At 53.6% G+C, this 2,668-nt stretch carries 1 protein-coding gene; it reads right to left on the bottom strand.

Annotated features, from left to right (window positions below; genetic code table 11):
- A partial coding sequence (locus HMPREF3147_RS12060; RefSeq protein ID WP_210384603.1) for a YPDG domain-containing protein occupies positions 1-2,546 on the bottom strand: 2,546 nt, incomplete at its 3' end.
- Positions 2,547-2,668 lie beyond the last annotated feature (122 nt).

Genomic DNA, 2,668 nt, shown 5'->3' with positions numbered 1-2,668 from the left:
GTAGTCGAAGTGTTATCCCAATCAGGGTTCTTCGTTCCCGGCTCTAGCGGAGTAGCAGGGAACTCGCCCTTATCCTTAGGGTTAGTGCCCTTATCCTTCTCATCCTCATCGGAGACGCCATCACCATCGTCGTCATCATCCTTGGAGTCAGGTGTGCCGTCACCATCGGTATCCAGCTCGAACTTCGCCTTAGCGTCATCCTTAGAGCCATCCGGATACTCAACAGTTACCGGAACCTCAAATTCCTCAACCGTATCCTTATTGAGCTTGTCCTTATCCACGGTCACAGTCACATCACCGGTATCCGGATCAACCTCGACCGTGTAGCCCTCCGGAGCGGTGAAATTACCCGGAATCGAGAACTCAGACCCTTCCGGTGTATCGACCGTCTTATCGGTGACGTTACCTTCAGAATCCTCCTCCTTGAAGGTCGGCTTAGAAACAGCCGGCTTCTCCGGCGTCACAGCCACATCCCCATAAGAAGGCTCAACAGTAGCACTAGTGGTATCCTCCGCCGGATCCAGCGGAGTCATCGGAAACTCGCCCTTATCCTTAGGGTTAGTGCCCTTATCCTTCTCATCCTCATCGGAGACGCCATCACCATCGTCGTCATCATCCTTGGAGTCAGGTGTGCCGTCACCATCGGTATCCAGCTCGAACTTCGCCTTAGCGTCATCCTTAGAGCCATCCGGATACTCAACAGTTACCGGAACCTCAAATTCCTCAACCGTATCCTTATTGAGCTTCTCCGGGTCAGCATCAACCGTCACCTTGCCAGTTGACTCGTCGATGTCGACGGTGTAGCCCTCCGGAACCTTGAAATCATCCGGAATCGAGAACTTAGACCCTTCTGGGGTCTTGACGGTCTCGTCAGTGACGTTGCCGTTTTCGTCCTGCTTCTTAAACGTAGGCTCAGACTCTACCGGGGTACCCGGGACAACCTTCTTGCCCCCGTACTCCGGCTCGAGTTCTTCAGCATAAGGCTTATCCGTTACCACGAAAGAGTCAGCAGCAATCACCGTATTATCACCGGTGACAAACTCAGCGGTGAAAACATCGCCCTTAACCGCGTCCTCAGGAACGACAAATACACACTTATTAGCCTCTGCCTCAGAAGTGATGCCCTCACAGGTCTTGAATTCCTCGCCGTTCTTCTTCCAAACGATCTTGTTAGGAGTTACAGGGAACGGCCCCTTGACATCCAAAGCCGGCGTGTCGCCTGCGCGAGCAGGGTTCTCGGTCATGTCGTAGTTGGTGATATCCAGCGACACGTTATGCCTAGGCACCAGCGCAAAGTTCACATTGTACCACATTGGGTTAGCAACCAGGTTTTGCGCGGCAATTGGGTTGGGGTTACGCGCGCCGTTTGCCGTTGGGCTCTGGTACAGAGGCAGACGCCAACCTGAGTAGCCGATCATAGGCTTACCATCAGGGGACTCTACATGGGCGTAGAGGTATTTCTTCGACTCGTTCGTCAGCTTCCCATCCGAGAACTTGACCGAGTAGTAACCATCCTCTCCAACCTTGGTGGTTACCGTCTCTGCGATGTACTCTGGGTGCTCCTCTAGCAGCTGCTTCGCGGCAGCCTGCTGTTGCGCCAGCGGAAGAGTCTCAACCTTTGCCGCATATTCTCCGATGCCCTCTGGTGTGAGAACACTCATCACCACGTTGAAACCGGCAGCAGCAACATCGCTACCAGTCATATCCGGCCCGTCAACGCGAACGTCGCGAGTCTCAAGCCAGACACGTCCACCCACGTGGTTCTTCATGCCGAGGTTGCCTGATTGGTTCGGCAGGGTTTCCTCTGTATCCTTTACCCACTCCGCCTTTGGCTTATGCATATAAGAGGTATCCCCCTCATTCTGCATTAAGACCGAAGTGCGCTGCATGTTGGTGCCGATAGTATTCCATGCTCCTTGCTGGCTAGCACCAGCCGAATTCATGAAGGCACCAGGGAAGAATCCACCAACCTGTCGGAAAGGAACAACTGTCGCACCGTTGCGCTCATCAGTAAAAGGGTTGATCCAAAGCTTGTAATACTGCTTAGCACTAGCAGTATAGGTGTGGTCCTTACCGTGAACATCCGTCCACGGCTCGCGCAAATCGAATGCATACGCACCTGGGCCCGCCTGAGAGGTCTTGTCGCTGCTCAGTTGGTTGGAGGTCTTTGCAGAATATACCGGGGAAACAGCACCATCTTTATCAATCCACTGCATGTAAACAGTGGTCCCTTCCGGTACTGGAAGGTTTCCTGCATCGGTTGGACCAAAGCCCGACCCATCATCGATGTAGGCGCGACCAGACAATGTCGACTTTGCGTTTGTCATGTCGGTTGCAGAACCAATGTATCCATTGGCGATGGCATCTGCCTCAATCACATTAGCGTTGGAAGCAGGCGCATCAGACTCCTGTGCCTGAGCTACTGCAGCGGTCTGTGGGGACGCGATTGGATGTACGAAGGGCGCAACCATCGCCACGGAGAGCGCTGCGGCTGCAATCGTCGTACCGCGACGACGAGCGGAACCATTAAAACTCTTCAAATTCATGAAGAATCCTTTCATGAGAACAATTAGGGAATGGGTCAACTGCTGTCCTAGGTCAGATTTCGAAGCCTCTTAAGCATTCCTGAAGGCAGACTGGACTCAAGCTGAGACGTTACCCCCCCCCC

The sequence above is a fragment of the Corynebacterium sp. HMSC05D03 genome (assembly GCF_001807205.1).
GTDB lineage: Bacteria > Actinomycetota > Actinomycetes > Mycobacteriales > Mycobacteriaceae > Corynebacterium > Corynebacterium aurimucosum.
This window is presented reverse-complemented; position numbering and strand designations above follow the sequence as displayed.